This window comes from Streptomyces kryoterrae, from assembly GCF_054072135.1.
Genome location: NZ_CM133358.1, coordinates 4324151 through 4349898, shown reverse-complemented (window position 1 = coordinate 4349898; position 25748 = coordinate 4324151). Strand labels below are relative to the sequence as shown.

Annotated in this window: 34 protein-coding genes; all 34 read left to right on the top strand. The window is 69.8% G+C overall.

From position 1 onward, the window contains the following. The first annotated feature begins 98 nt into the window (after positions 1 to 98). The 34 genes from ACW4TU_RS18540 to ACW4TU_RS18375 all read left to right on the top strand — a co-directional run bounded on the left by ACW4TU_RS18540 (position 99) and on the right by ACW4TU_RS18375 (position 25740). Positions 99 to 398 (top strand): hypothetical protein, encoded by a 300-nt coding sequence (locus tag ACW4TU_RS18540; protein WP_457428934.1) that lies wholly within the window; start codon positions 99 to 101, stop codon positions 396 to 398. Further along, positions 395 to 1111 (top strand): hypothetical protein, encoded by a 717-nt coding sequence (locus ACW4TU_RS18535; RefSeq protein WP_457428933.1) that lies wholly within the window; start codon positions 395 to 397, stop codon positions 1109 to 1111. The genes ACW4TU_RS18540 and ACW4TU_RS18535 overlap by 4 nt, the downstream gene beginning before the upstream one ends. After that, positions 1108 to 2784, top strand: a complete 1677-nt coding sequence (locus tag ACW4TU_RS18530) for a hypothetical protein (RefSeq protein ID WP_457428932.1) — start codon at positions 1108 to 1110, stop codon at positions 2782 to 2784. The genes ACW4TU_RS18535 and ACW4TU_RS18530 overlap by 4 nt, the downstream gene beginning before the upstream one ends. 2 nt (positions 2785 to 2786) lie before the next feature. After that, positions 2787 to 2948, top strand: coding sequence for a hypothetical protein (locus ACW4TU_RS18525; RefSeq protein ID WP_457428931.1), 162 nt, complete (start codon positions 2787 to 2789; stop codon positions 2946 to 2948). Continuing rightward, positions 2945 to 3103 carry a hypothetical protein gene (locus tag ACW4TU_RS18520; RefSeq protein ID WP_457428930.1) on the top strand — a complete coding sequence of 53 codons (159 nt, stop codon included), beginning with the start codon at positions 2945 to 2947 and terminating at the stop codon, positions 3101 to 3103. The genes ACW4TU_RS18525 and ACW4TU_RS18520 overlap by 4 nt, the downstream gene beginning before the upstream one ends. A 10-nt stretch (positions 3104 to 3113) precedes the next feature. Next, positions 3114 to 3611, top strand: a complete 498-nt coding sequence (locus ACW4TU_RS18515) for a hypothetical protein (RefSeq protein WP_457428929.1) — start codon at positions 3114 to 3116, stop codon at positions 3609 to 3611. Further along, the gene (locus ACW4TU_RS18510; RefSeq protein ID WP_457428928.1) at positions 3608 to 4309 is read left to right on the top strand and encodes a hypothetical protein; all 702 of its coding nucleotides are present in this window, start codon (positions 3608 to 3610) and stop codon (positions 4307 to 4309) included. The genes ACW4TU_RS18515 and ACW4TU_RS18510 overlap by 4 nt, the downstream gene beginning before the upstream one ends. A gap of 159 nt (positions 4310 to 4468) precedes the next feature. Then, positions 4469 to 4648 (top strand): hypothetical protein, encoded by a 180-nt coding sequence (locus ACW4TU_RS18505; RefSeq protein ID WP_457428927.1) that lies wholly within the window; start codon positions 4469 to 4471, stop codon positions 4646 to 4648. Positions 4649 to 4787: 139 nt separating this feature from the next. After that, positions 4788 to 5192: a hypothetical protein gene (locus tag ACW4TU_RS18500; protein WP_457428926.1), complete on the top strand. Its 405-nt coding sequence runs from the start codon at positions 4788 to 4790 to the stop codon at positions 5190 to 5192. A gap of 592 nt (positions 5193 to 5784) precedes the next feature. After that, the gene (locus ACW4TU_RS18495) at positions 5785 to 6042 is read left to right on the top strand and encodes a MerR family transcriptional regulator (RefSeq protein WP_457428925.1); all 258 of its coding nucleotides are present in this window, start codon (positions 5785 to 5787) and stop codon (positions 6040 to 6042) included. Between the two features lies 1 nt (position 6043). Continuing rightward, a complete protein-coding gene (locus tag ACW4TU_RS18490; protein ID WP_457428924.1) occupies positions 6044 to 6328 on the top strand; it encodes an HNH endonuclease in 285 nt (94 codons plus the stop codon). A gap of 2 nt (positions 6329 to 6330) precedes the next feature. Further along, on the top strand, positions 6331 to 6516 hold the full coding sequence (locus ACW4TU_RS18485; RefSeq protein WP_457428923.1) for a hypothetical protein: 186 nt from the start codon (positions 6331 to 6333) through the stop codon (positions 6514 to 6516). A 6-nt stretch (positions 6517 to 6522) separates the two neighbouring features. After that, positions 6523 to 6672 (top strand): hypothetical protein, encoded by a 150-nt coding sequence (locus tag ACW4TU_RS18480; RefSeq protein WP_457428922.1) that lies wholly within the window; start codon positions 6523 to 6525, stop codon positions 6670 to 6672. Positions 6673 to 6699: 27 nt separating this feature from the next. Beyond that, positions 6700 to 6918, top strand: a complete 219-nt coding sequence (locus ACW4TU_RS18475) for a hypothetical protein (RefSeq protein ID WP_457428921.1) — start codon at positions 6700 to 6702, stop codon at positions 6916 to 6918. Positions 6919 to 7026: 108 nt separating this feature from the next. Continuing rightward, entirely contained in the window at positions 7027 to 7665 is a 639-nt protein-coding gene (locus ACW4TU_RS18470; protein WP_457428920.1) for a hypothetical protein, read from the top strand. Between the two features lie 16 nt (positions 7666 to 7681). Then, positions 7682 to 8122 carry an AAA family ATPase gene (locus ACW4TU_RS18465; RefSeq protein WP_457428919.1) on the top strand — a complete coding sequence of 147 codons (441 nt, stop codon included), beginning with the start codon at positions 7682 to 7684 and terminating at the stop codon, positions 8120 to 8122. Positions 8123 to 8295: 173 nt separating this feature from the next. Further along, positions 8296 to 8583, top strand: coding sequence for a hypothetical protein (locus tag ACW4TU_RS18460; RefSeq protein ID WP_457428918.1), 288 nt, complete (start codon positions 8296 to 8298; stop codon positions 8581 to 8583). Further along, positions 8519 to 10054, top strand: coding sequence for a terminase (locus tag ACW4TU_RS18455; RefSeq protein WP_457428917.1), 1536 nt, complete (start codon positions 8519 to 8521; stop codon positions 10052 to 10054). The genes ACW4TU_RS18460 and ACW4TU_RS18455 overlap by 65 nt, the downstream gene beginning before the upstream one ends. Further along, positions 10051 to 10284 (top strand): hypothetical protein, encoded by a 234-nt coding sequence (locus ACW4TU_RS18450; RefSeq protein ID WP_457428916.1) that lies wholly within the window; start codon positions 10051 to 10053, stop codon positions 10282 to 10284. Before ACW4TU_RS18455 ends, ACW4TU_RS18450 begins: the two co-directional genes overlap by 4 nt. Then, positions 10281 to 11435 (top strand): phage portal protein, encoded by a 1155-nt coding sequence (locus tag ACW4TU_RS18445; protein WP_457428915.1) that lies wholly within the window; start codon positions 10281 to 10283, stop codon positions 11433 to 11435. The genes ACW4TU_RS18450 and ACW4TU_RS18445 overlap by 4 nt, the downstream gene beginning before the upstream one ends. After that, on the top strand, positions 11432 to 12118 hold the full coding sequence (locus ACW4TU_RS18440; protein WP_457428914.1) for an HK97 family phage prohead protease: 687 nt from the start codon (positions 11432 to 11434) through the stop codon (positions 12116 to 12118). The genes ACW4TU_RS18445 and ACW4TU_RS18440 overlap by 4 nt, the downstream gene beginning before the upstream one ends. 144 nt (positions 12119 to 12262) lie before the next feature. Then, a complete protein-coding gene (locus ACW4TU_RS18435; RefSeq protein WP_457428913.1) occupies positions 12263 to 13630 on the top strand; it encodes a phage major capsid protein in 1368 nt (455 codons plus the stop codon). Between the two features lie 65 nt (positions 13631 to 13695). Then, complete coding sequence (locus ACW4TU_RS18430; RefSeq protein WP_457428912.1) at positions 13696 to 14025, top strand: hypothetical protein; 330 nt, start codon at positions 13696 to 13698, stop codon at positions 14023 to 14025. 54 nt (positions 14026 to 14079) lie between these two features. Continuing rightward, a complete protein-coding gene (locus ACW4TU_RS18425) occupies positions 14080 to 14637 on the top strand; it encodes a head-tail connector protein (RefSeq protein ID WP_457428911.1) in 558 nt (185 codons plus the stop codon). Then, positions 14638 to 15102 (top strand): hypothetical protein, encoded by a 465-nt coding sequence (locus ACW4TU_RS18420; RefSeq protein ID WP_457428910.1) that lies wholly within the window; start codon positions 14638 to 14640, stop codon positions 15100 to 15102. Positions 15103 to 15129: 27 nt separating this feature from the next. Then, on the top strand, positions 15130 to 15345 hold the full coding sequence (locus ACW4TU_RS18415) for a hypothetical protein (protein WP_457428909.1): 216 nt from the start codon (positions 15130 to 15132) through the stop codon (positions 15343 to 15345). 3 nt (positions 15346 to 15348) lie between these two features. Beyond that, positions 15349 to 16335, top strand: coding sequence for a phage tail tube protein (locus tag ACW4TU_RS18410; RefSeq protein WP_457428908.1), 987 nt, complete (start codon positions 15349 to 15351; stop codon positions 16333 to 16335). An 11-nt stretch (positions 16336 to 16346) separates the two neighbouring features. After that, positions 16347 to 16859: a hypothetical protein gene (locus ACW4TU_RS18405; RefSeq protein WP_457428907.1), complete on the top strand. Its 513-nt coding sequence runs from the start codon at positions 16347 to 16349 to the stop codon at positions 16857 to 16859. Between the two features lie 11 nt (positions 16860 to 16870). Continuing rightward, entirely contained in the window at positions 16871 to 17428 is a 558-nt protein-coding gene (locus ACW4TU_RS18400) for a hypothetical protein (RefSeq protein ID WP_457428906.1), read from the top strand. Between the two features lie 74 nt (positions 17429 to 17502). Next, entirely contained in the window at positions 17503 to 21288 is a 3786-nt protein-coding gene (locus tag ACW4TU_RS18395) for a hypothetical protein (protein WP_457428905.1), read from the top strand. A gap of 14 nt (positions 21289 to 21302) precedes the next feature. Beyond that, positions 21303 to 23615, top strand: a complete 2313-nt coding sequence (locus ACW4TU_RS18390; protein ID WP_457428904.1) for a LamG-like jellyroll fold domain-containing protein — start codon at positions 21303 to 21305, stop codon at positions 23613 to 23615. A gap of 1 nt (position 23616) precedes the next feature. Continuing rightward, entirely contained in the window at positions 23617 to 24063 is a 447-nt protein-coding gene (locus tag ACW4TU_RS18385; RefSeq protein WP_457428903.1) for a hypothetical protein, read from the top strand. Beyond that, the gene (locus ACW4TU_RS18380) at positions 24063 to 24656 is read left to right on the top strand and encodes a hypothetical protein (RefSeq protein ID WP_457428902.1); all 594 of its coding nucleotides are present in this window, start codon (positions 24063 to 24065) and stop codon (positions 24654 to 24656) included. Before ACW4TU_RS18385 ends, ACW4TU_RS18380 begins: the two co-directional genes overlap by 1 nt. A gap of 13 nt (positions 24657 to 24669) precedes the next feature. Beyond that, positions 24670 to 25740, top strand: coding sequence for a sialidase family protein (locus ACW4TU_RS18375; protein WP_457428901.1), 1071 nt, complete (start codon positions 24670 to 24672; stop codon positions 25738 to 25740). The last annotated feature ends 8 nt before the right edge of the window (positions 25741 to 25748 follow it).

Below are 25748 nucleotides of genomic sequence, written 5' to 3'. Positions count from 1 at the left end.
GAAGTAGCCCGCGCTACTACGCACAAAGCCCCCGGCCCGGCGCTACGAACGCCATACGGGCCGGGGGTACCCACCCTGACTCTCACGAAAGGGCAGGCATGCCCGACCTTACCCAGCCCGACCCCGTCGACGTAGGCCTGCGCGTCCTCCTCGACCAGCCGTCCTACGCCGCGCAGGTCCTGATCACCCTGGCCCGCGTCCTCGAGATGGACGCCCGCCACGAGATGACCGGCCTGGTCCGCGAGCGCGCCGTCGACACGATCCTGCGCACCCTCCCCGACGCCGTCGCCCGAGACAGCCTCGCCCGCGCCTACAACGTGATGCCGGCCCTCACCCTCGACACCACGCGCGGCCAGTACGCCCTCCTCGTCCGTGACGCCGCCCGGGGGCTGGGATGACGAACGAGCAGATCCTGCCCGAGCCCGTACGCGACCTCCTCGCCGCTGTCCTCGAGGCCCTCGACCTGCCCCACCCCGCCACCACCGGCGACACCGAAGCCCACGACCGCCTTCTCAGTGCCCGCGCCCGGCATGCCTGCATCGCGCTGCGCTCCGTCCTCGACGACGACGGCCGCGGTATGGGCCCGGCTTGGGACGCCGCCTACCTGCGCGAGCGCCTGGCCGAGCACCCGGTCGCCGGGTACGTCACCGCCGACCAGGCGCACGCCGCTCTCGACGTCGGTCAGTCGTGGTCCGAAGCCGTCACCCTTCCCACCGGGGGAGGACCGGTGAACGGTCGGCCCGCCCCGGCCGCGCAGCCCGGCGACGACGGGTACGACCACACCAAGGCCACCTGGTACACGAAGCCCGGCCAGGACATGACCGACGACGAGGTCAACGAAGCCCGCGCCTACTACCAGTCGATCGGCTCCACCTCGATGGAAGCCGAGTGGCTGCGCCGCCACGGCCTCCCCGAGAACTACGGCGACCCGGCGCCGGAAAAGCCGGTTCACTCGGACGTCGACGCGTCCGCCGCCGAGCTCCTGGCCGCCGCCCACGACGACTACGCCACCGCCCGGCTCCGCAGTGAGCCGCAGCTCCCCGTCCTCAGCCCGGAACTCGCGGCCCTGGCCGCCGAGGCCGACGCACTCGCCGAGAGCGGGGACCTGTGATCCGGGACCAGCTCACCAGATGGGCCGTCGACCAGCCCACGGCGACCGCCCTCACCGCCCTCGTCCTCCTGGCCACCCTCACCGCCCTCGTCGTCCTGGTCGTGCGCCGTACGAGCGGCCCCGTCCTCACCGCCGGTTGCGGCGCGATCGTCGCCACCGCCTTCTCCGGCGACACCAGCTGGCGGTTCGCCGGCCACCAGCTCGGCATGGCCGACTCCGAACGCCTCGGCCTGTTCGCCGCCGGAGAGATCGCCCTCCTCGCGTGCGCGGTCATGGCCCGCGCCAACAAGAAAGCCACCGCCACCGACACCACCGCCGGCACCCCGGGCGTGCCCGGTGTCCTCGTCTGGTGCATCACCGGCGTCCAGACCATCCCGGCCTACGCCGAGTCCGGCCTCCTCGGCGGCACCGTCCGCACCGTGTTCGGTCCGGTCATGGCCGCCCTGCTCTGGCACCTCGCCATGGGGCTGGAGATCCGCGTCGCCAAGCCCGAGGCCCTGTCCTCCGGCCTGCCCGCGCAGATCGGCGCCGAGCTCCGCGAACGCCTCCTGTCCTACCTGGGGCTCGCGGCCCGGAACCGTACCGCGGAACAGATCTCACGCGACCGGGCCACCGCCCGCGCCGTACGCCTCGCATCCCGCCGCTGGCTCGGACCGTGGGGGAGTGCCGCGCTCGCCGCGTCGGTCGCCCGCTCCGGCGCGGCCGTCCACGGCGAGCAGCGCCACCAGCTCCTGCAGCTCCTCGCCGGACGGCGCACCGCCACCGAGCTCCGCACCGTACCCATCGCCTCCCCCTGGGTACCCGAGCCCGTACCCGGCCCGTACCCGGCCACCCCGCTCGGCGTCACCGGCGCCCAACTCCGCACCATGGACCCGCTCGCCGCGATCCGCCAGGTACACGCCGCACGCCCCGACCGCACCCCCGCCGAGACCGCCGCCCTGTGCACCGAGTACGGCGTACCCGTCTCCGAGACCCAGGTACGCATCGCGCTACGCGCAGGCAACCCCGACCCCGTACCCGCTGTACCTGACGTACCCGAGCGGCCCCAACCGCCCACCGCCGCCGACCCGCTGCCCGCCTCACCCGAGCCCGCGGACAGCCCGGCCCCGGCCGTACCCGCCACCCATGTACCCGCCGTACCCCTGACACGCGCCGTCGGGAACCTGACCCCTGGCCTGCACCTCGACCTCACCACCCACGCCCGGGCACACCGCGACGTCCTCTGCGCCGTACCCGCCACGATGATCGGCACCCCCCGTACCCGCACCCAGGTACACGCCCGCGTACCCGACGCACCCACAGGCCTCGAAGACACCGGCGACTTCATCCGCCGCCGCGCCCGCGAGGAACGCGAGGCGACCAACGCGCACCCCCGTACCCGGACCGAGGTACACGCCGCACCCCGGCCCGTACCCGTACCCGAGTACACCCCTGTACCCGAGGTACGCCCCGGCGCCGAGCCTGTACCCGCCGTACCCGCTCCCCGGCCGGACGCGTCGGGTACGGACGACGCGGACGTACTCGACCGCGCCCGGCTCGTCGACGCCGAGCACCGCCGTACCCGCCAGCGCCCCGCCTCGATCCGCGCCCTCAAGAACGCACTCGGCATCGGCCAGGCCCGCGCCGAGCGGATCCGCGACGCCCTCGACACCGAAGCCCGGAAGGCCAACTGACCATGCCCGCCAACCCCGTCATCTACCTGGCGCTCGCCGCCGGCATGCTCGCCGGACTCCTCGGCTGGAACCACCCCGACACCGAGACACGCACCATGTGCCGGTTCGTCGGCGTCGCCACGCTCATCGCCTCGGCAGTGATCGCCGCCAGGGAATGGCTGTGAGCGCCGTCTGGCCCATAGCGATGTTCCTCAGCGCCATCGGCCTCCACGCCCTGGCGCCCCGCCGCGCGCCCCTCCTCTACCTCGGCCCCGCCGCCTGCACCGTCGCCCTCGTCACCCTCGCCGCCGCCTACGTCGCGGCCGTCTGGAGCACCTGACATGCCGTACATGGCCATCAACCTCGGAGGCGTAGCCCTCGGAGTCGGCATCGACCTCGCCTTCCTGCTGCGCTGGTGGCTCAGGGAGAAACGCCGCTGGGGAGCCCTCGTCCCCTTCGTCCTCGCCAAGCTGTACGGGATGCTTGCCGCCCTGGCCGCACTCGGCGCCGTCTCCCTCCTCGGCGCCGTCACCTGGGTCGCCCTCTGGGCAGGCAACCTTGCCGGATACATGGGCCTGGTCTGGGGAGTCGGCGGCAGCGCACCGGACGTGACACGCGCGCAGCAACTGGCCCTGACGCCCGGCGGATACGTGATCGTGTTCCTGCTGACGGTCATCCTGCTCGGCCTCCTCAAGTGGGGTCCGAAGCAGTCCAAATCGAAGATCGTCATGGGGTGCCTGGCGGGGATCCTCGTAGCCCTGTCAGGGAACGTGGCCGGCGTGGCCGCGATCCCGCTCGGCTCCGGTGTGAACCTCGCCGGTATCGGCTTCACCGGGGTGTTCGGATGAGCACCGACGCGCAGCCGGAGACGGAGACCGAGGAGACCGCCGAAACAGGGGAGGAAACGGAGCCGGGGGAGTCCGAGGGGATGAGCGAGCGCACCGCGAAGCTCATCCTGACCCTGATCCTCCTCGGCGCCATCTGGACGGTCGTCGTCGTCCTCCCGGAGACCGCCTACATCGTGACCGGCGTCCTCATCACCCTCGGCTGGCAGAAGGCCCGCACGTGGCGGGAGCAGCGCTCCGCCGACGACGGCCAGGACCAGGAGGAGGTGCAGCCGCCGGACGTCGGCGAGGCACTCCGCCGCCTCGTCGGCGACGACAACGGCGTCCTCCTCACCCGCCTCCGCGACGACCTGCAGCTCCCCAACACCAAGGCCGTGAAGGCGCTCCTCGACGCTGACGGCATCCCCTTCAAGGCCGTACGCACGCGAGCGGGGAACGGGCCGGCCGTACACGTGAAGGACATCCCGCCCGCACCCTCCCCCGCCACCAACCCCCATGGCGACGGTTGTTGCTGCAGGTCAGGCGACAACACCAACACCAACAACGACCCCGCAGGGCCCGGCCAGAAGGGGTCGTCTGTGGAGGCCATCGGCGACGGCGGACGCCTCGTACGCCTCGGCGACGTCTTCGAGGCCTTCCTCGGCGAGGCCGCCAAACACCACCAGCAAGCCGCCCCCCAGGGGGAGGTGAACACCCCATGATCCGACGCCTCCTCGCCGCCCTCGGCATCGACCACACCACCTACTACTGCGCCAACTGCGGCGGCCACTTCCCCGCCGGCCACTTCCCCTGCCTCTGACGCGCCAGGCCCCGCCCGCGAACCCCTCCCGCCACGTGGCCCCGTACCCCATCCTGGACCCATGCCTGCCGCACTGAAGTACACCGGGGAAGACAAGGACCTCACCCTCGACGAGCTCGCCGCGTTCGTCGACGCCGCCCGCAAGGCTGCCGTACCGGGCGACAACCCCATCAGGGCAGACCTCTCAACGAGCGGGAAGATCAAGACAGTCGAGATCGCACTCGACCAGGACGACGACTGACCGCACCCGCCACACGCCGGGTAACGCCCGGCACCCGAGGCCCTGCCGCGAATCCCCCTCGCGGCAGGGCTGCCTTATTCCCGCCCGCAGTGACGGTGCCGGCCGCTACGATCCGCGCACCGATGTCCTTGGGGGAATCATGCGCCGTACCACTCTCCTGCTCGCCGCCTGCCTTGCGCTGGCCGGCTGTTCCGATTCCGGCGGGGACAGGGCCGCATCAACGCCCTCGCCGAGGCCCTCGCCGTCCGTGGCCCCGGTGATCCCGTTCATGAAGTCGATAGAGGTCGCCCGCTTCGCCTCGTACGAGACGGGCATCCCGCCGTACCAGGAGCTGGAGGTGTTCCCGCCGAAGTGGTGCGCCGCCCTGGACGCCGGCCACAGTGTGGAGTGGATGTTCGGCGACGGCGGCCTGTATCCGATCGGGCAGGAGTGGGGTACGCAGAAAGGCGACGCGTACCAGCTGGTGCTGTTGGGGGTGACGGCGTACTGCCCGAAGAACGTGGCGGCCGTGACGGAGGAGTTGCGGGCGTTGGGCGAGTACTGAACGCGAGGACTGGCGGGGCCTTCGTCATGCGGCGGGCTACGGTCAGAGGCCATCTCAGGAGTCGTCCAACATCCACAGAGTCGCCCCGACCGCGAAGGACGAGCCGACCCGCGTCGCGAGGCCCCCACCGTCCAACGTGCCCTCCCTCACCCGTAGTACTGGTCGGTGTACACAGGCCCGCCCGGCTCATCCTCACAACCCTGATCACGGTCCGGACTGCCCCCATGGGACACAACGAACACGTACCCCTGCGTGAGCGAACACCCCTTCTCCGTCCACGAGTTCGCCGTCACCGTCCACACCAGCAGGAGCAACAGCACGGCAACGATCTTCTGAGTACGACTCGGCCTCCAGGCCTTCGCCGCAGCGGTGTCTGACATGCCCGCGATTGTGACCTGCGCACCCTATGAGCCGCACGGGAGTGACACATCCGTAACACCCCACGCCACACCCACAGCCGCCCGCAGGCGCAACTTCCTGGACACGCGCCCGATCAGCACTGCATAATCCGATGCCAACAGCACAGTTGTGCCCACACGCCACACCAGCCCCCGCCCCGGCGGGGGTTTCCGCATGTCAGGGGGACCCCCACATGCCCCACACCCCAGACAGGACCCCCGCCCACGGCCGCGAAGCCGCCGACGACACCATCTGGTTCACCATCGCCCAAGCCGCCGCCTTCCTCGACTGCAGCCCCCAGACCATCTACTCCTGGGAACGCCGCGGCCACCTCAAGGGCCCACGCCACGACGAGGACGGCCGGCGCATCTACAGCCAGCAGCAGATCGCCGACGCCCACCGCCGCGCCCGCCACAACGCCCGCGCCGTACGCCGCGTCGCCGCCGCCTGACATGGCCGCCAACCCGCGCAACGGGCGCCCCTACCGCGACCTCTGCGCCTGGCTCCGCGCCCAGCGCCTGCCGTGCTGGCTCTGCGGCCACAACATCGGCTACGAGCTGGACGCCCGCCACCCGATGTCCTTCACCCTCGACCACCTCATACCCCTCACCCGAGGCGGCAGCCTCCTCGACCGCGCCAACGCCCGCGCCGCACACCGGCGCTGCAACAGCAGCCGCGGCAACCGAGTTACGCAGACGCCCAAGGCAGCACCACAGCGGACCTCACGGAGGTGGTGACCATGGACCAGAGAGACGCACACACCCTCGCCGCGGCGCTCAGCCAGCTCCCCAAGACGTGCCGGTACCACGGGGACAAGACCGACCCGCCCTCCGGCCTGATCCATCGCGAGGCCTGCTGCGACACAGGGACAGCAGCACACCGGCGCAAGGCCGCCGAGGAAGTTCTCGCCCGACTGCAGAGGTGACACCCCGTGCTCTCCGGACTCCTGCACCGCATCGCCCAGCGCTGCCCGACCCATGACCGAGCCGCACACACCGTGACCGTTCGCCTGGACAACAAGGACGCCCGGTACACGCCTACACAGCCGCCCAAGCCGCTCTACCCCGCCGACCTCAAGTAGCCGCCCGCCACACCCCAGGAGCACGCAATGGCATCCCAATACGCCAACCTCAGCACCGGCACCGCCCCCGCCAACCAGGCCGCCGTCGACCTCGTCATAGGCACCGGCAGCGCCACCCTCATGGCCGGCACCGCCCCCACCGTCAACAACGCCGCCGTACCCTTCGCCGACCTCACCGCAGCAGCCAACGCCCACAACGCCCTGCTCGCCGCACTCCGCACACGCGGCGTCATCGGCGGCTCCTGACGGGCCCTGAGCGACTGTCAGTGGTGCCTGGGAGGGTGAACAGGCGAGACCCCGGCGGCTGCATGAACAGCCCCGGGGCATGGCCATACCTGATGGAAGCAGGCAGACATGGCGGAGCGTACATGCACTATCGACGGCTGTGAGCGGACGCTCGTGGCACGGGGCTGGTGCCAGACTCACTGGCGGCGGTGGCGCAGGAACGGCGCCCCCGGAACTGCTGAGGTACTGACCAAGGTCCGACGCGACGCGACCATATGTGCAGTCGACGGGTGCGAGAAGGAGCGCCAACAGCGCGACTGGTGCAGTGCTCACTACGCACGGTGGCGGAAGGGCGGCAGCCTCGGACCCGCAGCCGTTCGCGATCAGTCCATCCCACTCGGCTGCCAAGCCGAGGGCTGCGACAACCCCCACGACAGCAACGGGTACTGCATCCGCCACGCACACAGGCTGCGCCGATACGGCGACCCGACCCACACGCCGGCACGGCTGAAGGCAGGCGACCCGAACGGCTGGCGGAACGAGACCGTCGGCTACATGGGCGCCCACAACCGTGTGCGAGGCCTGCGCGGCAACGCCAAGGACCAGGCGTGCCAACACTGCGGCGACGCCGCCCATGACTGGGCCTACGACCACCAGGACCCCAACCAGTCGCACGAGGTCATGGACGGCTACCGGATGGCGTACAGCGGGGACCCGGCGCACTACATGCCCCTGTGCAAGCCGTGCCACGTCAAGTTCGACAGGTAGGAGAGTGGTGGCGGCCATGACGTTGATCGTCGTCTGTGGCCCCCCTACTGCAGGGAAGTCGTCCTGGATCGATGCGCACGCCACCGCGCGTGACATCGTCATCGACCTCGACCGCATCACCCAGGCCTTCACCGGCCCCGGCGCCCCCGCCTGGAACCAGGACCCGCTGCAACTGCGCGTCGCCCACCGTGCCCGCTACGCAGCCATCGACGAGGCCATCACGCTGCGCGACAGGGTCGACGTCTACCTCATCCACACCATGCCAAGCCCCAAGGCGCGCGCGAAGTACAAGCGCCTGGACGCACGCATCATCACCGTCGACCCGGGCCGCGACATCGTCATGCAACGCATCGAGGCCATGCGCGACCCGGAGATGAAGCGGGTCGCCAGCCGCTGGTACAACTCGCGGCCGGCCCCGTCACAAGGAGCGATGCCGCAGGCGTCCCGGACCTGGTGACCATGATCGACCCGGTGTGCCTGACCCAGTTTTTGAGGGGGAAGCGGGCGACCCAAACGCCCTTCTCGCCCGATTTTTTGCGCGGCCGAATTTAAAGATCAGTCCGCGCGAACTCGGTTCAGCTGTTTTAGTGACGTCACTCTGCGTAACGTCACTCATTGTGACTGGCGGTGATGATCTTGGGGCTCGTCGCGTCAGCGATCAAGGACGAGATCGCGCAGCTGAACGTCGAGGAAATCTCACCGGGCATGACCGCCCTCGCGCTCAGCTTGGCCCGCGCCGTCGACTCATCGTCCAAGGCCCCCACCGCGAAGGCCGTTGCGGCCCGGGAACTGCGCGCGGTGATGGCCGAACTCCGCAAGTTGGCCCCCGTCGAGACGAAGGGGGACGTCGTCGATGACATTGCTGAGCGACGAGCGAAGCGCCGCGCTGGCACCGATCGGCAGTCCTCGAGCGGCTGACGGCCCCTTGTACGGCTCGCAGGAGCCACCCATCCAGGCGGCGGCGCCGTCGGCGTCTAGCGCGGGCCAGGAGGCGGTCGACCTTGCGGCCAGGGCGGGGCTGAAGCTGGACCCGTGGCAGCAGCACGTGCTGCGCGTAGGCATGGGCGAGAAGCCGGACGGCAGTTGGTCGGCTGACGAGGTCTGCGTCAACATCCCGCGACAGAACGGCAAAGGCGCGCTCATCGAAGCGCGGGTGCTGTGGGGCCTGTTCATCGGCGGTGAGCAGGGAATCCTGGTCTCCGCCCACGAGTTCAAGACCGCGATGAACACGATGAAACGCATCGAGCGTCTCATTCGCGGATGCCCTGACCTGCATAAACGCGTCAAGGCGTACCACAAGACCGTTGGTCGTGAAGGCATCGAGCTACATGACGAACGCGAGGTGCGGTACGTAGCGCGCTCGCGCGGGTCGGGCCGTGGCTTCACGGCGGACTGCGTCATCTTCGACGAGTGCATGATCCTCGGCGACGACGCGATGTCCGCGCTGGCGCCGACCACGGACGCTGTGGAGAACAGCCAGCTGTGGTACCTGGGCAGTGCCGGTATCGGGGGGCCGTCTCAGCAAATGGGGCGTCTTCGCCGGAGGGCTCTCGCTGCTCTGGAGAGCGGCGTACCGGATCCGGTACTGGCCTATCTGGAGTGGTCGGTCGATCCGCACGTGGACGAGTGCCCGGCGGACTGTGACCAGCACGACGACATCGCCTCCGTGGAAGCGCTGCTCAAGTCCAACCCGGCTGTCGGCTACCGGCTTCAGGTTGAGAAGAGCATGCACCGCAGGCTGACCATGGGCGACACCCTGTACGCGCGGGAGAGGCTCGGTGTGGGCGAGTACCCGTCCGACGTGGCGGACACGTGGCAGGTGATCGGCGAGGAGGTCTGGCGGTCGCTGGCGGCGTCGGAGTCGCAGCCCTCGGACCCGGTGTCGTTCTCCATCGACATGACCCCCGAGCGGTCGCATGCGGCGATCTGTGTGGCGGGCTACTGGCGAGGCGGTGTGCACGTCGAGGTGGTCGACCACCGGCCCGGCACGGGGTGGATCCTGCAGCGGGCCAAGGAGCTGCACGCGAAGTGGAAGCCGCGGTGCTGGGTGGTCGACGGCGGGGGCCCGGCCGGTTCCCTGATCGCCGATCTGGAGGACGAGGAGACCGGGCTGGGGATCACAGTGGTGCAGCCCAAGGTACGTGAAGTCGCGCAGGCCTCCGGCCAGTTCTACGACGCCGTCGCCGAGCAGGCCCTGTCCCACTTGGACCAGGCGCCGATGGCCGCGGCGCTGGCGGGCGCGCAGAAGCGGCCCCTGGGAGATGCGTGGGCGTGGGCGCGCCGGGGCGTGAACGTCGACATCAGCCCGCTGGTCGCGGGGACGCTGGCGAAGTGGGGGCTCAGCGTGGAGATCGAGGAAGCGTCGGATCCGTTGGACAACATCTGGTGAGCGGAGGATCTCGCATGGCGGCCTGGCGGGCTTGGTGGGTGGGCCTGGCGGGCGTGGCCGGCCTGGTGGTGGGGGCGGTGTGGCGGGTGCTGCCGGGTGTGGCGGGGTTGGGGCTGGTGTCGTACGGGGCGTGGCTGGCGTGGCGGCCTGCGGGGTTTTTGACGGCGGGTGTGCTGGTGCTGGTGGATCAGGTGGCGGACCGGATGTCCGGTGGGGGGAGGTCGCGGTGAGCTTTCTCCTGGGGCGGCGTGAGGTGCGGGCGCCGGCGTTCGCGGAGCCGCCGATCCCGCCGAACTCGGCGACGGGCAGCGGGTTCGCGCGGGTGGATCTGTCGCGGACCGAGGCGTCGCTACAGAAGGTCGCGGTGTGGTCGTGTGTGAACCTGGTGGCGACGGTCGCGGAGACGATGCCGCTGGGCTACTACCCGCGGCCCCGTGAGACGGCGCCGATGCCTTCGTGGCTGGCGGACCTGGGCGGGGACGGGTACGGGCTGCCGGACTGGACGTCGCAGTACACGTACTCGGCGATGCTGCGCGGCAACACCTACGGGGCGACTGGGCAGCGGGACCGGCTACGGGGCACACCGACGCTGATCCAGCTGCAGCATCCGGATTTGGTCCGGGTGCAGATGGTCAAGGGCCGTCCCGAGTGGCGATTCAACGGCGAGGAGGTGCCCGCCGATGATGTGTGGCACAAGCGGTTCCATCCGGTGCCCGGCCGGCTGCTGGGGATGTCTCCGATCGCGGTGCACGCGCTGACCATCGGCACGGGTATCAGCGCGCTGCAGTTCGGCGCGCAGTGGTTCCAGGAGGGCGCCCACCCGTCGGCGATCCTGTCCAGCGACCAGAACCTCAACGCGACGCAGGCGGCCACCGCGAAGGAACGGTTCATGGCCGCGGTGCACGGCCGGCGGGAACCGGCGGTGCTGGGCAATGGCTGGAAGTACCAGTCGATCCAGATCGCGCCGAACGAGTCGCAGTTCCTGGAGACGAACAACTACACGGCCGCGGAGTGCTGCCGGATCTTCGGGCCGGGCTTCGCCGAGATCTTCGGGTACGAGACGGGCGGCTCGCTGACCTACTCCAACATCGAGCAGCGCTCCCTGGACCTGCTGACGTACGCGGTGGATCCGTGGCTGGTGCGGATCGAGCGGGCCCTGACGGGGCTGCTGCCGCCCGGGCAGATGGTGAAGTTCAACCGGGCTGCGCTGGTGCGCACGGACCTGCTGACCCGGTACAAGGCGCATGCGATCGCGTTGCGCAACCAGTTCAAGGTCATCAACGAGGTGCGGGACGACGAGGACTGGGCGCCCGTGCCGTGGGGTGCCGAGCCGTCCAAGGACGCCCCCGCCAACGGCGACCCGACAGGAGGTAAGTCATGAGCGACAAGAGTGAGCGCGCCTCCGTCACGGGCATCGTGCGGCGCGCATTCCCGGTGGAGCTGGAGGTCCGGGCGAAGAAGGGCACCCCGAGCGTTTCGACGATCGAGGGGTACGCCTCGGTGACCGAGGCCCCGTTCGAGATGTGGGACTGGCTCGGCCCGTACACCGAGGTCGTCCGTACGGGCGCCTTCGCGAAAACCCTCGGCGAGAACCCCCAGGTGCAGCTGCTGCTGAACCATGCAGGGCTGGCCATGGCCTACACGAAGGCCGGCACGCTGCGCCTGTCGGAGGACACCACGGGTCTGCGTATGGAGGCCGACGTCACCACGACGCGGTCGGACGTGGGCGACATGCTGGCCGCGCTCGACGACGGAAGCGTGGACGAGATGTCGTTCGCGTTCCGGGTGACGCGGCAGATGTGGTCCCCCGACTTCGACCAGCGGGACATCCTCGAGGTCGACCTGCACCGTGGCGACGTGTCCGTCGTCAACTTCGGTGCGAACCCCTCTACGTCGGTCGGCGCGATGCGTGCGGCCGACTTCGACAAGCTCGGTGACGACGACGCCCGGGCGCTCATGGAGCGCCTGCAGCGCCGCCTCGCACCGCCAGCGGTACTCGAGCCGGTCCCGGCCGGGCATCCGCTGTCTCTGTACCTGGCTCAGGCCGAGGCACTGGCCCTGTAGCCGTATCCCGCCTGCATCACCTGACGCGCCGGAGTCCACGCCGGAGCGCTCCTCGGCATGCCCGAGGGACGCCACCACCTGGGCCACCACCCGGACGGTTCGCGGGCGCGACCCACCCCATCACCTAAGACGAAGGAGTGAGCCATGCTCGCATTCCTGCGCAAGCAGCTGCAGGACCTGCTCGAGCAGCGGGCCGCGCTGAAGACCGAACTCGACGGCATCCTCAAGGCGCCGAGCGAGGAGAAGCGCAATCTGTCCGACGACGAGGACAAGGTGTTCGTCGAGAAGCGCGACGCCATCAAGGCCAAGGACACCGAGATCGAGGCGGTCAACACCCGCATCGCCGAACTCGCGGACGCCGAGGAGCGCGACGCGAAGGCGGCGGAGCTGCGGGCGAAGTACCAGCCGGCGGGCCCGCAGCCGTCCGGGGCGAAGGTCACCTCGGAACCGGAGACGTACCGCAAGGGCGGACAGGATTCCTACTTCAAGGACCTGTTCCGGGCCCAGCAGCGCGGCGACCACGAGGCGATCGAGCGTCTGCAGCGCAACGACCGTGAGGTCAAGGAGAAGCGTGCGCTGAACACCACCGACGGCGGGATCGGCGAGTTCGTGCCGCCGCTGTGGATGGTCGACGAGTACGTCGCTCTGGCGCGTGCCGGCCGCGTGGTGGCCGACCAGATCGGGAAGCAGCCGCTGCCCGCCGGGACCGACTCCATCAACCTGCCGAAGCTCACCGGCGGTACGTCCACCGCCGAGCAGGCGACGCAGAACTCGGCCGTCTCGAACACGGACGCCACGTCGTCCAGCGTGACGGCCGCAGTGACGACGATCGCGGGCCAGCAGGTCGTCTCGCAGCAGCTGCTGGAGCAGTCCCCGATCAACATGGACCCGATCCTCCTCGCCGACCTGGCGGCGGACTACGCGGTACGGCTCGACACGTTCGTCATCAACAACAACGCGGCGAACAAGCGGGGCATCCTCAACGCGTCGGGCATCAACGCCATCACCTACACGGACGCCTCGCCGACCGTGGGCGAGGCGTACTCGAAGACCGGTGACGGTATCCAGCAGATCCACACGGGTCGCTTCCTGCCGCCCGACAAGATCTTCATGCACCCGCGGCGGTGGGCCTGGTACACGGTGTCGCTGGACACCGCGGGCCGGCCGCTGGTGGTCCCGGTGGCGAACATGCCGCAGAACGTCCTCGCGGCGATGGGCGACGTCACCAGCGAAGGCTTCGTCGGCACGCTGCAGGGCCTGCCCGTCTTCGTCGACCCGAACATCCCGGTGAACCTGGGCGGCGGCACGAACGAGGACCGGATCATCATCCTCCGGTCCAGCGACGTGATCCTCTTCGAGGGCACGCCCCGCGCTGAGGCGTTTCGCGAGACCTACGCCAACCAGCTCAGCGTGCTGCTGCGGTTCTACAACTACGCGGCCCTGCACTCGGAGCGCTACCCGAAGTCCATCTCGGTCGTCTCGGGTACCGGCCTGGTCACCCCGACGTTCTAGTCCCCAGTCCGTCCTGTGCCCCGGCCACGCACGTGGCCGGGGCACCTTCGCAGAGAGGTTCGGCCATGGCCGAGGAAGACAAGACCGAACAGACCGAGACGGCGGACGAGGCACAGCCCGCCGCCGAGGAGCAGGCTGCTGCCGAGGACCCCAACCGTGAGGGCGTCATCGCTGCACTGCGGCGAGAGCGTGCCGGCTACGCGCTGCGCAAGCTCGACGACCGGGTGGCCGGCGTCGACGCCGAGCTCGAACGGCTCGGCGCCGACACCGACGCACCCGAGGAACGAGAGCAGAAGGCGCCGCGGGAGACAGCTGTGGAGTCCAAGCCGCGCAGTACGGCGGCGGCCTCCAAGGCGCGCGGTGCGGCGGCCGGCCGCGCCAAGCAAGGTGAGTGACCAGCCCTTCGTGCACGGCCGCGGTGAGCCGGTACCGCAGGTGAGGGGGCGACCGTGGCGCTGCTGACGCTCGACGAGGCGAAGGCCCAGCTCGACATCGACACCACCGCCACCGACGTCGAACTGCGCGCGTACATCGAGGGCCTGACGAAGGCGATCGAGGCGCACGTCGGCCCGGTGGAGAACCGGTCGGTGACGGAGACGGTGGACAGCCGCGGCCCGCGCCTGGCGCTGATGCAGGTGCCGGTCGTGTCGCTGACGTCGCTCACGCCCATCCTCACCGGCGGCCTGGCGCTCACCGTCGCCGATCTGCACGTGGACGGCACCACGGGCGTCGTACGGCGCCGCGACGGCGGCGTCTTCTACGGCGGTCCGTGGGACGCCCTGTACGTGGCAGGCCGGGGCGAGGTGCCGGCCACCATCAACCTGGCGGCGCGGATTCTGCTGCAGCACCTGTGGCGCACCCAGTACGGGGCGTCGCGGGGGCTGTCGGGGATCGGCGGCGGCGAGGACTTCGCCGTCACCGAGCCCGTACCCGGCTGGGGGTACGCGATCCCCAACCGGGTGCTGCAGCTCCTCGAGCCGTACAAGGCACCGCCGGGGGTGGCGTAGATGGCGACGTCCCGCGTCCCCGCAGCGGTGGCCGCCCTCCTGACGATCCTGCGCGCGGCACCCGCCCTGGACGGCGTGCGCATCATCGACGGCCCAGAACCCACGAACCTCACGGTGAAAGAAATGATCTTCGTGGGGTGGTCGCCCGGCGCCGAGGCCGCCGTCGGCCTCACGCAGAACTTCAACGCGGCCGGCGCCCGCACGAGGGACGAGGACTTCCAGATCTCCTGCTACGCCGAATCGCGGGCGGGCGACAAGGACATGTCCCTGCGCCGTAACCGGGTCTTCGAGCTGGTCGGCGTCGTCGAGGCCGCGCTGCGCGCGACCAACGACGCGCAGACGGCGCCGACGCTGAACGGCACGGTGCTTTGGGCGCACCTGACGGCCGGAAACCTGCAGCAGGTCCAGAGCGAAGGCGCCATCGCGGGCCTCGCGTTCACGGTGTCCTGCCGGGCCCGTATCTGATCCACCTCACATGAACGGAGTACTGCCATGGCGCGTGTGCGCTACCTGGGCCCGGAGACGGTGACGGTGCCCGAGCTGGGCCTGACCGTCGAGCCGGACGAGGTCGTAGAGGTGCCCGACGAGCGGTTCGAGGGCTACGTCTGCCAGACCACGAACTGGGAGCCGGTGGAAGAGCCGAAGGCCGATGTGGCCCCGGTGAAGAAGGCGACCGCGGCCAAGTCGGCGCCGCAGAAGGAGGGCTGATCCATGGTGATCGGATCCGGACTCGGCGCGCAGATGGGTGTCAGCGCAGAGTCGACCTACGGGACGTTCGTCGTGCCGGCGAAGTTCTTCGAGTTCACCAAGGAGAGCTTGGTCCTCAAGAAGACCACAGCCCAGAGCGCGGGCATCGCGGCCGGCCGTCTGCTGCCGCTGTCGGCGCGGCGTGTCCTGACGCGGAAGGAGGCTTCCGGGTCGGTCGACATGGAGGTCTCCAACAAGGGGATGGGGCTGTGGCTGCAGACCCTGATGGGGACGACGGTCACGCCGGTGCAGCAGGCCGCGACCGCCGCCTATCTGCAGACTCACACTCTGGCGTCCACGGCGGGCAAGTCGCTGACGATCCAGAAGGGTGTGCCGCTGACGACCGGCACGGCCACGGACAAGACGTTCGTCGGCTGCAAGATCACGTCGGGTGATTTCTCGTGCGGTGTGGGCGAGATGCTCACCGCGTCGTTCGAGATCGACGGCAAGGACTGCGACGAGGGCCAGACGCTGGCCGCCGCGAGCTACAGCAACATGTCGCCATTCCACTTCGGGCAGATGGCCTTGAAGACGGGCACGTTCGGTGCGGAGGCGGCGCTCGACGGGATCCGCAAGGTGTCCTGCAAGATCGAACGGCCGCAGGACACCGAGCGGTTCTACGCCAACCAGTCGGCTCTGAAGAAGGAGCCGATCGAGAACGACCAGGTGAAGATCACCGGGTCGCTGGAGACGGACTACGTCGCCACCACCCTCGACGACCTGCACACCTCCGACGGCGCGACCTCGCTGGTGTGGGAGTTCGTCGGCCCGCTCATCGCCAGCACGTACTTCGAAACGTTCCGCATCACGCTGCCGGCGATCCGCCTGGACGAGGGGCCGCCGGTCGTCGACGGCTTCGGCGTCGTGAAGCCGACGTTCAACTTCACCGGCCTGTACGACGGCACCAACCAGCCCAAGATCGAATACATGTCGACGGACGTCACGCTGTGAGGTGATTCCCCATGGTCGCGGACATTCGCATCCTCGGCACCGGCCAGTTGCTGGAACTGCAGAGGCGGCTGCGCCGGGCCGGCCACGAGAACATCCGAGCATCCATGCAGCGCCGCAGCAGGCGGGCAGCGGAGCCGCTGCGCGACGACCTGCAGGACGCCGTCCGCAGCCTCGACATCGGCTCGCAGGGCCGCGGGTCGGGCAAGCGCGGCGGCCGGTCGCCCACCACCCGCCCGCTGCGGGCGAACATCGCCGACGCCGTACGGATCAGTGTCCGTACGACCGGAGCACCGGGCGCCCGGGTGTGGCTGGACAAGGGGCGCCTGCCGGCGGACATCCCGGTGGGTGTGGTGAACCGGCTGAACGAGGGCCGCCTGAGGCATCCGGTGTTCGGGAACAAGCGCCGCTGGGCGCAGCAGACCGCCACCCCTGGGTGGTGGGACAAGACCGAGCGTGCGCACCGGGACCGCATCGCCCGCGAGATGGAGCGGGTGGTCGACGACGTGCGCCGCCAGCTGGAGTAGGAGCACCCGAGTTGATCATCATCTACACGCCTGAGGGCGGTACGCCCGAGGAGTACGACGCGTCGACCCTGAAGGTGTCGGAGGTGTCGATCGTGCAGCGGACCATCGACATGAAGTGGCCGGCTATCAAGGCCGGGCTCGGTGACGAGGACCTCGATGCGATGCGCGGCGTCGCCTGGGTGCTGAAGAAGCGCGGTCAGCCCAGCCTCCGGTTCGCCGAGCTGGACCCCGGTATCACCGAGATGGTCACCCGCCTGGACAAGAAGGAGGTCCAGGGCTGGGTAGACGAAGCCGTCGCGCAGGCGGCCCGTAATCCGGAGGTGACGCCGGAACAGCTCATCGAGGCGCTTGCCGAGTTGCCGGACGCGGCGCACGACCCGGAGCACGCCCGCCGACTGATCGACGCCCTGGCGCAGGACCCAAAAGACCAGCCGGACCAGGAGGCGCCGACCGGGGAGGAGAACGGCGAGCCGCAGAACCCGACCCTGACATCGACGTCGTCCGGGACCAGTACCTCGGACTCCTCGCCCATCTCTGCCACCTCAGTCCTCTCGTCGTCGACGAGCTGACGGTCCACGACTTCTACGGACTCGTCGCCTGGATCGACGCCCACCAGTCACAGCAGGCGGAAGGCGGTGAGTAGATGTCGATGAACTTCGTCCTGACCGGACGCGACCACCTGTCCCGGGTCCTGGACCGGGCAGGGGATGCGAGTGACCGTCTCGGGCGCCGGCTGCTGACGATGTCCATCAACGGCGACGCGGCTGTGCGCCGGTTCACCAACAACTCGACCCGCAACCTCGCCGGGTTGCGGCGGGACAACGACGCGGCCGGCAAGTCACTGGGTGAGCTGAAGAAAGCGACGATGCTGCTCGCCCCGGCAGCGATCCCGGCCGCCGCCTCTCTCGCCCCGATCGCCGCCGGGGCTGGGGCGGTCGCGGTCGCTGCCGTGGCGATGGGGGCCGCGCTGGGTCCTCAGATCGCCCGGCTCGGGGAAGCTGCCGAGGCGCAGAAGAAGTATGAGGATGCGGTCGACAAGTCCGGCGCCTCGTCGCAGGAAGCGATCACCGCGCAGCAGGAGTACCTGCGCCTGATGGCGTCGATGCCGCCGGCCACGCGGCGGGCCGCGGTCGCTGTGGCGGACCTCAAGGACGAGTACAAGGACTGGTCGGACTCCCTGGCCGGGGACACGATGGCCCCGTTCACCAAGGGCGTCGCCATCGCCAACGCGCTGCTGCCCAGGACCCGCAGCCTGGTGAAGGGCACGGCCGGCGAAGCCGACCGGTTCATGACCATCATCGGCGGCGAGATGGCGTCGCCGGGCCTGGACCGCCTGAGCGGCAAGCTCGAGCGGTTTTCCACCGGCGTCCTCGACCGGATGAACGACAAGCTGATCCGACTGCTGCGCACCACCGACTCCGGGCAGGTCGGCGGGAACGTCACCAAGTTCATGACGTGGGCGTCCGCCCAGGGGCCCCGGGTGGCGGATGTCCTGTCGAGTGTGAGCACGGCGCTGATGCACGTGCTGCAGGCGGGCAGCGAGGTCGGCGTAGGGCTGCTGGACGTTGTCGGGGTGATCGCGTCCCTGGTCGCGGCCGTCCCGCCATCGGCGATCGCCACGTTCCTGCAACTGGCCCTCGCGCTGAAGATCGTGAAAGCCGCGGCATTGGGCATGGTCGCGGCGCGTACCGCGCTGGCCGCACTGGGAATCCAGCTCGTCGCGATGCAGACGGCCGCGGCGGCGGCGCCCGGGCGGCTGCGCGCGGTGACGGCAGCGATCGGCGCCCTGTCGCGTGGGGCGAAGATCGCGATGGCGGGCACGGGGATCGGGCTGCTGCTCCTGGCGCTCGGTGAACTGTCGGCCCGCGGGAAGCAGACGCCGCCGGACGTCGACAAGCTGACGTCCTCGCTTGCGCGTCTGGGCCGGGACGGGACGGTTTCCGGGGAGGCCGCGAAGGCGTTCGGCAAGAACCTCGACGGCCTGCACGGCAAGGTCCGCGCCCTCACCGACCCGAGCACCACGGACAAGGTCCAGCAGTTCGTGGTGAGTCTGGGCGGGCTGGCCGACTGGGACTCGACTCCCGTCGAGGACGCCAAGGCCAACATCGACGCCATCGACAAGGCCCTGGCCGGGTTGGTGTCCAACGGGCAGGCGGACCTGGCTGCGGCTGCCCTGAAGCGGCTGACCGCGGAGTACGGCAAGGGCGGCCGGGACACGAAGGAGTTCACGAGCCAGCTGGGCGACTACCGCGATGCGATCGCCGACGCCAAGTTCGAGGCCGAACTGGCCGCGGAAAGCCAAGGCCTGTTCGGTGCGCAGGCGCAGAAAACCCAGGCGACGCTGGCCGCGCAGAAGGCCAGCGCGGACGGGCTGCGACAGTCCATCCAGGCACTGTCGGATACGTCGCGGTCCGCTTTCGACGCGGAGACCAAGTTCGAGGCGGCGGTCGACGCTGTCACGAAGTCCCTGAAGGACAACGGCAAGACCCTCGACGCGGGCACGGACAAGGGCCGGGCGAACAGGGACGCCCTGTCCCAGATGGCCACGGCAACGCAGGACGCCGCGGCGAAGGCGAGGGAGAACGGCGCGTCGTGGCAGACCGTCGCGGGGATCTACGACAAGGGACGCAAGTCCCTCGTCGACAACATCGCCGCGATCACCGGCAACCGCAAGGAAGCCGAGTCGCTCGCCTCGCAGCTGCTGAAGATGCCCAGCCCCAAGATGCGGCTGGAGATGCGGACCGAGGACGCCACCCGCAACCTCGACTCGGTCGTCGCGGCGATGAAGAAGGCACCGGGCTCCAAGTCGGTGACGGTCACAGCGCTCACCGCTGACGCGGTCGCCCTGCTGAAAGACATGGGCTTCAAGGTCACCCGGCTGAAGGACGGCCGCTTCAAGGTCGTGGCGGAGACGGCCAACGCGAAAACGAACATCGCCGCGGTGCAGCGCGCCCGCGACGGGCTGAAGGACAAGTCGATCGACCTGGCCGCCAGGGACCGCGCATCCGCCGCAGCACGAGCGATCCAGACTGCGATCGCCGGGCTGCGGAACAAGACCGTCACGATCACCACCGTCCGGGAGACCATCGCCACCTACTCGACCGACAAACGGCCCACCGTCGGCCAGGGCGGCGTCAGCAAGTACGCCGCCGGCGGTACGCCCGAGGCGGGCGAGATGGCCATGGTCGGGGAGAACGGGCCCGAGCTCGTCGTGTTCGGGGAGGCCGCCCGGGTCTTCGACGCGACGAAGACCAAGGCCATGATGAGCGGCACGCTCGGCGCAGGCCGCGCGGCCGGGCAAGGCCTGGCCGCCGGGCTGGGATCCACGGGCGGCGTCTACACGGCCGCGCGGGCCATGGCGGCTGCGGTCACGGCCGGCATCCGTGCCGAGCTGGAGATCCGGTCACCTTCGAAGAAGACGCGGGCGCTGGCACTGGACATCGGCCGGGGCCTGATCGTTGGGCTGACCGGGTCCCGCGACAAGATCCGGTCGACGGCCGCCGATCTCGCGAAGGACATCCGTGCCGCCTTCGAGGGGCGCAAGGAGTCCGGCCTCGTCCGCATGGTCACCGCGCAGACGAACCGGCTGATGTCCCTGGCCGCGCGGCGGGACAAGCTCGCGGCGAGGATCGCGGAGGCCAAGGGCTACGCGCGCGAGGTGACGGGCAACGCCCGCAGTGGCGCCCAGCTCGGCAACCTCGGACTGGAGGTGGTGACCGGCGGCACCATCAAGACCGCCATGGGCAACAAGCTGTCCAAGATCCGCCGCTTCACCGCGTACATCAAAAAGTTGGCGGCGCGCGGCCTGCACAAGACGCTGCTGCGGCAGATCCTCGACATGGGCCCCGAGCAGGGATACGCCTACGCCGCAGCACTGGCCGAGGCGGACAAGGCGACGCTGTCCTCCGTCAACAAGGTGCAGTACGGGCTGGACACCGCGACCCGCAGCCTGGGCGAGACCGGCGCGGACAAGCTGTACGACGCCGGGAAGAACGCCGGGAAAGGCTTCCTGACGGGGCTGCAGTCCCAGCAGAAGAACATCGAGAAGCTCATGCTGAAGATCGCCACGAGTATGCAGGTGGCGATCCGGAAGGCGCTCGGCATTAAGAGCCCGTCCACGGTGATGGCGCGGCTCGGTGCCTACTCCACCGAGGGCCTGGCCGGAGGGCTGCTGTCCCGCCGGCCACTGATCGAGGGCGCGATGAGCGACCTCGCGGGCGTCATCTCCTCGCCCCGCGCCCGGGCGTCGCTGCCGCACCTGACGGTGCCGCGCCAGGCGGTACGTGCCGGGGGTGGAGCGGGGCCGGCGCAGATTCATATCCACGTCGACGGCACGGTGCTGGACCCGGTCGCGGTCGGCCGGCAGATCCAGACGGCGCTACTGGAGCTCAAGCGTGCCCGCGGCGGCGCCGCCCTCGGATTCGGGTAGAGAGGGGGCAGGGAATGACGCGGTGTGCGGTAGAGGTCGGGTTCGGGAACACGGTCACCGACAGCAGCATCACGTGGACGGACATCACCCAGTTCGCCGACATCATCACGTCGGGTATCCGGATCGACAACCGGGGTGCGCAGGACGAGCAGTCGGAGACCCAGCCCACCACCTGCTCCCTGAAGCTGGACAACTCCGACGGCCGGTTCACCCCGTCGCGGACCGGCAGCCCGTACTACCCGAACGTCAAAAAGAACTGCCCGATCCGGGTGTCGGTCATCACGGTGTCCAAGAACTTCATGAGCAACCCGTCGTTCGAGTCGGGGGTGTCGGAGTGGGTGAGCTCCGGTACGCCGACCCGGGTTACGGACGCCACGCATGTGCAGGACGGCGCCACCGCCATGAAGATCACGTGGGGTGCGGTGGCGTCCCAGACGATGACGTCCCCGGTCATCTACGGCCTGGAGATCGGCGTCCGGTACACGTTCTCCGCGTATGTGTGGGTGCCGACGGGGGACGCGCCTGTACGCCTCGTCGTGGCGGATGTGACGACCGGCTCGCAGAGCACGCTGTTCGACACGTTCCAGCGGCTGACCGTGTCCTGGACGGCGACGTCGACCTCTCATCAGGTGCGTGTCGGAGCGATCGGCACACCCACCGCGGGTGACCTGGTGTGGGTGGACGCCTGCCAGATCGAGGCGGCCAGCAGCGCCACCGCCTACGACAGCAACGGCGCCCAGGTCCACCCCCGGTTCTTCGGCATGGTCAACGAGTGGCCGACCAAATGGGCCGGTCTGTCGTCGACGGTCAGCATCACCTGCACGGACATCTTCAAGCGGCTCTCGCGTACCCCGGCGCTGCGGCCGATGCTCATTCAGGAGGTGCTGCTGGACGGGCCGCTCGCCTACTACCCGATGGGCGAGGCCTCGGACTCGGTGAGCGCGGGTGATGAATCCGGGGTCCTGGGGTCCAGCTCGCTGACGATCCAGCAGAAGGGATCGGGCGGCACCCTCACGTTCGGTACCAGTGGCGGGCCGGCCGACACACTGAACGCCCCGACGTTCACGCCGGACGACAGCGTCAACGGCCTGTACCTGCGGGCCAGCCTGGGCCAGACGTTCACGGACGCCAGCGTCAGCAACTTCGTGATGATCGAGTGCTGGTTCAACACGCTCACGCGGGGCCGGAACATCCTCACCCTTTTCACGTCCGACGAGGGCCGCTACATCATCTTCTACCTGGCGAATGCCACCGGGTACCTGACCGTCGAGACCCGCAATCCGACCTCGGGCGGTGCCGTCACCACGACCGTCGGCTCCGTGGACCTGGCCAACGGGGGTGTGCACCACCTGGTGTACGACTCGGAGACCAAGGAGATCCTGATCGACGGGGTCAGCCTGGGGACGTTCTCCGCGATCCTGACCCTGGTCAACCTGGACACCCTGCACGTCGGCGCGAGCCAGAACGGGTTCAACCTGTGGCAGGGCAGCATCTCGCACGTCGCGCTGTACGCGACGACCGCGCTGACGACGGCGACCCTGGCCACCCACTACACCACCGGCCTCAACAACCACACCGGGGAGACCGCGGACCTGCGGGTCGCGCGGTTGGCGTCCTACGTGGGCATGACCGTCCTGGCGACAGGCAGCGGGTTCAGCCCGATCGTGCGGCAGGCCGGCCTCGGATCCAGCGCCCTGGACCACATGCGGGAGGTGGAGCGCACCGAGGCGGGGCGGCTCATCTCCTCGCGCTCGGCGGCGTCGCTCGTCTTCCAGGGCCGCTCCCTGCGCAACAACCCCGTCGCCGCCTTCACGGTCGCCTACGCGGACCTGGAGACGAGCGACGTCGAACTCGCCGACGACGACCAGAAGATGGTCAACACGCTGCTCTTGAGCAGGCCGACCGGGTCGCAGACGCGGATCGCCAACCAGGCGGCACGGGCGGCGTACGGGCCGTACGAGCAGACGCTCGAGCTGTTCACCATGACCGACGACGCGATGGTCGACCGGGGGAACTGGGTCGTCTCCCGGTACGCGGACCCGCCGCCGGAACTGCGCACCGTCCCCCTGGAAGCGTCCACGCTCGGGCTGACCACCTGCCGGGCGATCCTCGACGCCGACGTCTCCAGTGCGTTCACGATCACCTCGCTGCCTGCCGAAGCCCCGGCGTCGTCGCTGACCTGCACCATCGAGGGCTACTCGGAGACCATCACCCAAAACCAGCACAAGTTCAGCCTGTTCGCGTCGCGGACCGACCTCGACACCAGCTGGGTCCTCAACGACAGCCTCTACTCGGTGCTCGGCACCACCACCCGATTGGGGTTCTGACATGGTCGCCGTGCTGCGCGCCGAGACGTTCTACCTGCCCCCGCCCTCTCTGCCCGCCGACGTGTGGGACAGCGTGCCGGCGGCGGAGCGGGCTCTGCGGTGGACCGAGGTCTACGCCCAGCGGCGCCTGCCCGACATCCCGCGCGAGCAGGCGGCCGAACCCTTGTATGCGCGGATCGACGCCGGCCGGTGGGTCGCCGAATGCGAGTGCGGGGCCGCGGACGTCGTCAGCCCCACCGACCCGCACATGCTGTGCACCGTCTGCCTCGACGGCTGGCACCCGCTTCTCTTCCCCCCGGACCCCGACGCAGTTGAGGCGGAACTGGCAGGGCTGCCGCGGCGGCACCAGTTCTGGTACCACCCCGGCGATGTCCGCTGGCAGGCCGAGCGACGGCAGCGCCTGGCGGAACAGGCCGCGGTAACTCAGCAGCTGGACGGGGACAGCTGATGCCGATCCTTGCAGCGCCCCGCACGTGGGTTTCCGGGGAGGTCGTCACCGCGACGCTCGTCAACACCGAGCTGCGTGACCAGTTCCAGGCACTCCGCAACGCCGTCAACTCCTCCGCGTCGACCACGGTCGGCAACACGACCACGGAGACGGTCGTCGCCGTGTACTCCATCCCGGCCGCGCAGGCTGCGGTCGGGTCGATCTACCGGGTCACCGCGTTCGGGAACATCAGCTTCCTGGCGTCCGCGCAGATCACGTGGCGGCTGCGGATCGGCGGGGTCGCCGGCACCACGCTGGCCACGATGGGCCCGACCACAGCCAGCGGTACGGGCCAGACGTTCAAAGAGTTCCACCTCCGCGGCAACGTCGTCTGCCTGACCACCGGCGGCAGCGGGACCTGGTACGCGGACTTCCACGAGATCCGGAACTGGACGCAGGCCGGATCGGTGGGCGAGGTGCAGCTGGCGTCCAGCGACGGCTCCATCACCCGCGACACCACCGCCGCCAACGACTTGGTGATCACCGCCCAGTGGGCGGCGGCCAGCGCCTCCAACACCCTCACCGCCCGACAGCTCGTCGAGCGGTTCGTCTGAGAGGACACCCCCTGTGTCGGTCCCGTTCACCGCAGGCGTCGACGGCTACGCCTCCTACCGCATCCCCGTCCTCACCCTCGCACCGGACGGCACGCTCGTCGCCCTGGCCGAAGGGCGTAAGGCCAGCAGCGCCGACAGCGGCGAGATCGACATCGTCCTCAAGCGGTCCGCCGACGGCGGCGCCACATGGGGCCCGCTCGCCATCGTCACCAGCCACGGCGCCAACACCGCAGGCAACGCAGCGGTGGTCACCGACCCGGCGTCCGGGGACCTCGTCCTGCTGTCGTGCGGCCACGCGGGCACCGTCACCGAAGCCGACATCATGAAGGGCCTGGCCGCCCGGCAGGTGTACGTCCAGCGCAGCGCGGACTCCGGCGCCACCTGGTCCACGCCCGTCGACATCACCACCCAGGCGAAGGCCTCGTGGATGCGCTGGTACGCCACCGGGCCCGGCCGCGGCGTCACCGTCACCGGCGGCGCCCACCCGGGGCGGCTCGTCATCCCCGCAAACCACTCCCGGGCCCCCGTCTCAGGGAGCACGGACACCGGGGCGGAGCCGAAGTACTTGGGTGCGCACGCGCTCGTCTCGGACGATGGCGGCCACACCTGGCAGATCTCGTTCACCTCGTCGAACCCGACCGGCGCCATGAACGAGAACGAATCGTGTGTGGCCGAACTGCCGGACGGGCGGCTGTACTTCAACTGCCGCGACCAGAACGGCACCGTGCCGGGCACCCGGGCGGACACCTATTCCGCCGATGGGGGCAGCACCCTGCAGTCCGCGTACCGGGTGCAGGGGACGATCACCACGCCGGTCGTGCACGGCAGCCTCCTGCAAGTCCCCGGCGGACCACTGCTGTACGCGGGGCCGGAGCATCCGGACGGCCGCGTCGCGATGGCGATCCGCCGGTCTGACGACGGCGGCCGTACGTGGTGGACCTGCCGCAAAGTGTCGGGGCTGCACGCCGCGTACTCCTCGATGGCGATGCTCGACGCCACCACAGTCGGCCTGCTGTACGAGACCGGGCCCTGGACACCGTACGACCGCATCGAACTCGTGGCCGTACCCGTCACCGCACTCTGACCGGCACC

Bases quoted from the DNA above. Each gene is read 5' to 3' on its own strand.
- ACW4TU_RS18540 (WP_457428934.1), top strand. From the start codon at position 99: ATGCCCGACCTTACCCAGCCCGACCCCGTCGACGTAGGCCTGCGCGTC.
- ACW4TU_RS18535 (WP_457428933.1), top strand. From the start codon at position 395: ATGACGAACGAGCAGATCCTGCCCGAGCCCGTACGCGACCTCCTCGCC.
- ACW4TU_RS18525 (WP_457428931.1), top strand. From the start codon at position 2,787: ATGCCCGCCAACCCCGTCATCTACCTGGCGCTCGCCGCCGGCATGCTC.
- ACW4TU_RS18515 (WP_457428929.1), top strand. From the start codon at position 3,114: ATGGCCATCAACCTCGGAGGCGTAGCCCTCGGAGTCGGCATCGACCTC.
- ACW4TU_RS18510 (WP_457428928.1), top strand. From the start codon at position 3,608: ATGAGCACCGACGCGCAGCCGGAGACGGAGACCGAGGAGACCGCCGAA.
- ACW4TU_RS18505 (WP_457428927.1), top strand. From the start codon at position 4,469: ATGCCTGCCGCACTGAAGTACACCGGGGAAGACAAGGACCTCACCCTC.
- ACW4TU_RS18500 (WP_457428926.1), top strand. From the start codon at position 4,788: ATGCGCCGTACCACTCTCCTGCTCGCCGCCTGCCTTGCGCTGGCCGGC.
- ACW4TU_RS18495 (WP_457428925.1), top strand. From the start codon at position 5,785: ATGCCCCACACCCCAGACAGGACCCCCGCCCACGGCCGCGAAGCCGCC.
- ACW4TU_RS18490 (WP_457428924.1), top strand. From the start codon at position 6,044: ATGGCCGCCAACCCGCGCAACGGGCGCCCCTACCGCGACCTCTGCGCC.
- ACW4TU_RS18485 (WP_457428923.1), top strand. From the start codon at position 6,331: ATGGACCAGAGAGACGCACACACCCTCGCCGCGGCGCTCAGCCAGCTC.
- ACW4TU_RS18475 (WP_457428921.1), top strand. From the start codon at position 6,700: ATGGCATCCCAATACGCCAACCTCAGCACCGGCACCGCCCCCGCCAAC.
- ACW4TU_RS18470 (WP_457428920.1), top strand. From the start codon at position 7,027: ATGGCGGAGCGTACATGCACTATCGACGGCTGTGAGCGGACGCTCGTG.
- ACW4TU_RS18465 (WP_457428919.1), top strand. From the start codon at position 7,682: ATGACGTTGATCGTCGTCTGTGGCCCCCCTACTGCAGGGAAGTCGTCC.
- ACW4TU_RS18460 (WP_457428918.1), top strand. From the start codon at position 8,296: ATGATCTTGGGGCTCGTCGCGTCAGCGATCAAGGACGAGATCGCGCAG.
- ACW4TU_RS18455 (WP_457428917.1), top strand. From the start codon at position 8,519: ATGACATTGCTGAGCGACGAGCGAAGCGCCGCGCTGGCACCGATCGGC.
- ACW4TU_RS18440 (WP_457428914.1), top strand. From the start codon at position 11,432: ATGAGCGACAAGAGTGAGCGCGCCTCCGTCACGGGCATCGTGCGGCGC.
- ACW4TU_RS18435 (WP_457428913.1), top strand. From the start codon at position 12,263: ATGCTCGCATTCCTGCGCAAGCAGCTGCAGGACCTGCTCGAGCAGCGG.
- ACW4TU_RS18430 (WP_457428912.1), top strand. From the start codon at position 13,696: ATGGCCGAGGAAGACAAGACCGAACAGACCGAGACGGCGGACGAGGCA.
- ACW4TU_RS18420 (WP_457428910.1), top strand. From the start codon at position 14,638: ATGGCGACGTCCCGCGTCCCCGCAGCGGTGGCCGCCCTCCTGACGATC.
- ACW4TU_RS18415 (WP_457428909.1), top strand. From the start codon at position 15,130: ATGGCGCGTGTGCGCTACCTGGGCCCGGAGACGGTGACGGTGCCCGAG.
- ACW4TU_RS18410 (WP_457428908.1), top strand. From the start codon at position 15,349: ATGGTGATCGGATCCGGACTCGGCGCGCAGATGGGTGTCAGCGCAGAG.
- ACW4TU_RS18405 (WP_457428907.1), top strand. From the start codon at position 16,347: ATGGTCGCGGACATTCGCATCCTCGGCACCGGCCAGTTGCTGGAACTG.
- ACW4TU_RS18395 (WP_457428905.1), top strand. From the start codon at position 17,503: ATGTCGATGAACTTCGTCCTGACCGGACGCGACCACCTGTCCCGGGTC.
- ACW4TU_RS18390 (WP_457428904.1), top strand. From the start codon at position 21,303: ATGACGCGGTGTGCGGTAGAGGTCGGGTTCGGGAACACGGTCACCGAC.
- ACW4TU_RS18385 (WP_457428903.1), top strand. From the start codon at position 23,617: ATGGTCGCCGTGCTGCGCGCCGAGACGTTCTACCTGCCCCCGCCCTCT.
- ACW4TU_RS18380 (WP_457428902.1), top strand. From the start codon at position 24,063: ATGCCGATCCTTGCAGCGCCCCGCACGTGGGTTTCCGGGGAGGTCGTC.